This window comes from Shewanella sp. 10N.286.54.B9 (assembly GCF_041468565.1).
Taxonomy (GTDB): Bacteria; Pseudomonadota; Gammaproteobacteria; order Enterobacterales; family Shewanellaceae; genus Shewanella.
The window spans coordinates 1-4,875 of the sequence record NZ_JBFRIY010000084.1 but is presented as its reverse complement, the minus strand read 5'-3'; the positions used below and the strand labels follow the sequence as shown (position 1 = coordinate 4,875).

The 4,875-nt window shown below is 44.4% G+C and carries 4 protein-coding genes and 1 pseudogene; 2 read left to right on the top strand and 3 right to left on the bottom strand.

Going from position 1 to position 4,875, the window contains the following annotated elements; genetic code table 11:
- Positions 1-190 precede the first annotated feature (190 nt).
- Both AB4135_RS21420 and AB4135_RS21415 read left to right on the top strand, forming a co-directional pair.
- Entirely contained in the window at positions 191-1,246 is a 1,056-nt protein-coding gene (locus AB4135_RS21420) for a cysteine synthase A (RefSeq protein ID WP_371995453.1), read from the top strand.
- 67 nt (positions 1,247-1,313) lie between these two features.
- Positions 1,314-1,808: a peptidylprolyl isomerase gene (locus tag AB4135_RS21415; RefSeq protein WP_371995452.1), complete on the top strand. Its 495-nt coding sequence runs from the start codon at positions 1,314-1,316 to the stop codon at positions 1,806-1,808.
- A gap of 47 nt (positions 1,809-1,855) precedes the next feature.
- Here AB4135_RS21415 and AB4135_RS21410 read toward each other — a convergent pair whose 3' ends face one another.
- The 3 genes and pseudogenes from AB4135_RS21410 to AB4135_RS21400 all read right to left on the bottom strand — a co-directional run.
- Complete coding sequence (locus AB4135_RS21410) at positions 1,856-2,479, bottom strand: hypothetical protein (RefSeq protein ID WP_371995451.1); 624 nt, start codon at positions 2,477-2,479, stop codon at positions 1,856-1,858.
- Between the two features lie 23 nt (positions 2,480-2,502).
- Positions 2,503-3,621 (bottom strand): diguanylate cyclase, encoded by a 1,119-nt coding sequence (locus tag AB4135_RS21405; protein WP_371995450.1) that lies wholly within the window; start codon positions 3,619-3,621, stop codon positions 2,503-2,505.
- A gap of 618 nt (positions 3,622-4,239) precedes the next feature.
- Positions 4,240-4,875: pseudogene (locus AB4135_RS21400) on the bottom strand (alpha-amylase family glycosyl hydrolase); the annotation flags it as partial.

Below are 4,875 nucleotides of genomic sequence, written 5' to 3'. Positions count from 1 at the left end.
TCGCTCAAGCCTTGTACTAAAATAATTGAATTCGAACAAAAACTAAGCTCGAAAGTTCAACAGCCCCTAGTACTCTTTAATTATTCACCGCCTTAGGGCATTCGCAGAATCTTATCGATAAAGGCTCGACTTGCTTTCGTAAGCGCTAGACTTAGTATGTAACGATGCTTAATAATCATTAAGGCAGTTTATGGAATATCCTTTGCTATCAAACAATATCACTCAACTTATTGGTCATACGGATCTATTACGGATCGATAGCTTATCGACGTTAAGCGGCTGTGACATTTTACTTAAATGCGAACAGCAAAACCCTGGCGGTTCGATTAAAGATCGCGCCGCATTGCAGATGGTGCTGGATGCGGTTGAGGCAGGAAAATTAACAACCGGCATGACGATTGTTGAGGGAACCGCTGGTAATACCGGTATCGGTTTAGCGCTCGTTGCCAAGGCGCTGGGTTTTAAACTGCTGGTGGTCATGCCAAGAGGCCAAGCACCAGAAAAAGAGCAGATGATTAAACTCTATGGCGCAGAACTATTATTGGTCGATGCCTGTCCATTTGCTAACCCCGAGCACTTTTATCATACCGCGAGGCGTCTGGGCGAGGCTCGTGATGACTATTGGTGGGCTGACCAATTTGAGAATATCAGCAATAGTAAAGCCCACTATCAACATACCGCACCAGAGATCTGGCAACAAACTAATGGCAATATCGATGCACTGGTCTCTGTTGCTGGCACAGGCGGCACGATTGCGGGTAATTCTCGTTACTTGTCGGAACAAAACCCTGAGCTGCAAACTTGGTTGGTTGACCCTGATGGTTCTGGCATCTACAGCTATCTCAAGCGAGGGGAGTACCAGTCCAGCGGTAGCTCTTTTACCGAAGGGATTGGCATCATGCGCTTAGTGGAAAACTTCAAACAAGCAAAAGTCGATAAAGCGATTACGTTGCCAGATCTTGACCTTATTGCGATCGCACGTCACGTGCAGCAACAAGATGGCATAGTGCTTGGTAGTAGCGCTGCACTTAATGTAGCTGGTGCACTATTTGCTGCGGCTAAAATGGGTAAGGGCAAGCGGATTGTGACTTTCTATTGTGACGTCGCCGAGCGTTCATCATCTAAATTGTACAATGCAGAGTTTTTGACGGATAAAGGCTTTGAGCAGACGATAGAGCCATTGGAGCAGATGTTTTACCGCTACAAGCTGCAAGCAAATGATACGGTGGTGGACGTACAGCCTTAACAGGGTTGCAGTATCTGCTATGACGCAGGTTATACTGGCGGCAATTATGTAGTGTAAGAGAATTGATATGATTATTTTCAGCACCAACTTGGGTGATATTGAGATAGAGCTCGATTTTGAAAAGGCGCCAGTAAGCTCGAAGAATTTCCTTAAATACTGTGAAGATGGTTTTTATGAAGGCACAATATTTCATCGGGTAATAAAGGGCTTTATGGCGCAAGGTGGTGGTTTTACTGCCGAGATGGAGGAGAAACCTACCCGCGCTGCAATTGTAAATGAAGCCAATAGAGGCCTTAAAAATGTCAGGGGCTCTATTGCTATGGCGCGCACCGATGCACCGCATTCAGCAACCGGTCAGTTTTTTATTAACTTAGCTGACAATTCATTTCTTGATTATACCGCAACCACTAATGCAGGTTGGGGCTATGCCGTATTTGGCAGCGTAACCGCTGGAATGGAAGTGGTGACTAAAATAGGTCGAGCTAAAACGGCGACTCAAGCTGGGCATGATGATGTACCTAGAGAGCAGATTATTATCGAGAAAGTGATTATCAACCGCTAATACTTTTTTAAGTCGAGCAGCATAAAGGGCTAGCCAAAGCGCTAATTTTAATAGCGCTTTTTTGATCGCTGCCGTTTTTTAAATGTCGCTAGCTGGCCAAAAATAACGCCCACTAAACAGCTAGCCATCAAGCTAATGGACACTTGCTCAACGGTTAAGGCCGCTGCTTTATTTTGAATAAACAACATAAATAGAAACAGTATGACGGCTGTCGCTTGCGCTGTTTTTATGCAAGGCTGCTGATTAGTTACTTTTGCAGTTTTCTGTTTCATCGCTATCACCCGCTTCAGACTCTTGATTTTGCAGCGTTGCTGCAGAGGCTTTTTAAGTAATAACCAAATAGGGGCGGTTAAGGCCAGCAACAATAGACTGGTGACATTCCATAAGCAGGGAATGGTGCCGCAGCATTCTGGGCAAACATAGCCAAACCAATGACCAAAAGCATTACCTGAGCTCCATAATCTAGCGGGGTTAAGTGCGTTACAGTGCGGGCAGGGGATAAATTGGCGCTCGAGCAGAGGCTGGGTACTGTGTTTTTCAATTAAGGTCACTTGCGGCAAGCGTTGACCTAATATAAGTTCATTTATTGCCATTACAGGGTTAATCGCCCAGAACAGTAATTGTGGGCAAGGAAGCGGCAAAAGCTGAAACTTATCTTGGTCATATTGCATGTTAACCTCCTATTTAAGCAATCTTAAAGGCAGGCGTTGATTCTATTTCTACCATCGGCTTTAGCACGGTAAAGCGCAGTGTCGGCGGCACATAAAAGCGCAGTACTTGTTCTATACTGGCCGTTTATCTCGCTAGCATGGCCCTGGCTTACGCTGACGCTTACTGAGGCATCAAGGCCTATATCCATGTAAGTTAAGTCATTAATGTTCTTTTGAACTAAGCGCGCAGTTTGCTCTACTTGCTTGGCGTTGCAGTTTGGCATAATGATGGCAAACTCTTCACCACCATAGCGGGCAGCGGTGCAGTCAGCATCAGGTAAAGAGCTTTCAATCGCTCGCGCAATTTTCTGTAGGCAGTAGTCACCCAAGATATGGCCGTACTTGTCATTAAAAATCTTGAAATGGTCAATATCTATTAATAACACGCTGATTGGGCGCTGCTTGTCGGTGCAGCTTTGCCAGTGGTTTTGCAGTTCAGCATCAAATACACGGCGGTTAGCTAATTTGGTTAAGCAATCGGTCGATGCCCATTGATGCAGCTGTTTGTATTCCATACGGTATTTGGTCAAATCTCTAATCACGATAGCGAACAGCGGTGTACTTAAGGCAAAGTGAGTGATTGACACTTCAACGTCTTTATTGCTTTTGTCCATTAGCCGCAGGGTGGTTTCTGCTGGTGGGTGGTTTAATGGCCGAGTACCTGTTCGAGACTCTATAACCATCTTTTGATACAGGCTTTTTTGAGGTTCTAACAGGTAGGTTTGCCATTGCTGACCTATAAGTGCTGGTGTGCACATTGCTTCATCTGAGCTCAGCGTGCTATTCGCGTAGTCAAAATTAGCGTTGTCACCGGCCAAAAGATCAATGGCATGTTCGTTGATGAGTTGAATTGTGCCATGCTCATCAACGACCACTACCGCTTCCATTAATAGGTTTACCATCATTTTTATCGGTTGTAGTTCGGCTTGTTTTAGCTTACTGATGGTTTTCAGTGGGGTAAAGCTCAGGGTTTCGTTGTAGGTTGTTTGGTTGATATTGTTAGTCGATGATAACTCCGCGTGGCTACGAGTTTGTTCAATCTCTGTTGAATCAGTCGCTATTTTTTTTGCACCCGAAGCTGTATTCGTTGGAGTCGCCAACATAACAATATCCCTTATTTATGATTTAGTTAACGCTTAGCCCGCGTTTATTGAGTGATTACTTTAGAGGAAAATGTGTCAGATAACCTTTCGGTATCCTTCCTATTTAAGTGTTTGTTACAAAGGGGTAATTTGTTTTTTCTGTCAGCTTTATTGTCAATCTAAAGTGTTACTTTTTGGCATGAAAGTGGAGGGAAGTATAATACCAATCAATATAAGAAGTTGATCTACTCAGAGCGTTTTTGGCAAGCTAATTCAACACAGAAGTAGCAAGCCAAAAACACTCCTTCAGGCGAGTTTTAGCAGCTCTGATGCAGCGTTAATGAACTTGAACCTAGTTTAACTATGCTCTTCATTCATTGCGAACCACATGGCCTAGCATGTAACGCAGGAGCTGTTACCGAGGAGCATTTAATGACCTTACCTCAAAGCCGCTAAACTCTCGCTGAGCGATCAAATTTTTATACTAATTGCTATAATGATGGGGGCAAGAGAAGAGCACTTTTGTATCTTAATCGCCGCTAGCAAGGCTAAGCGGTAACTTGGAGTGACTCAAGGGGCATTTAAGTTGGGAGGTGTCTACTGCAACCTATTCGATGCAAGCTCAAGGGATAGTTTACGCTAAGGATGTAATGCCTGACTGAAAGACTTCCCCTTACACCAGTGACCACTTTGGTGTCGCCTTTTAAACTCACACATTGCCTCCCAGCTTCCACTAATCGTACCGTATTGGCGCCGAAATGCTTTGGCTGAGGTTACCCAAGCACTAGATGATATGCCTAACTGTTGCAGTAGCTTAGGTTGGCTTGCATCAATATAACCTGTTTTATCTGGTCTTATCGCTCTGCCAGTCCAATCGATAAGTTCAAGGTAATCGCAAAAGTGAAAGGGCAGCCCTGATTGAGTGTCGAGGTGAGTTGGACCATCAAATTCTACGAGAGGTTTTAGTGTTAAATCTTCCGGCAGAGTTGAGTGCGCTGCTGCTGGCTTAACTTCTGATTTAGTTGCTTTTAGAACATTAATACGCTGTTGAATCGAAGTGAAATCAGAAGTTTGTAGTGTATCGCTAATCCCAGCTCTAATGGGGTTCAGGTCGACATACATCATGCATGCTAGCAAGGCTTGTTCATCGAGTAGGGCTTGTGATTTAAAGCGCCCTTCCCAGAAAGCACCTCTACATGCATCTTCACGATTAGCTTTGCGTGCGATATCTTCATTAAGACAGCGCATAAACCAGGAAATACTGGACAGGCGCTC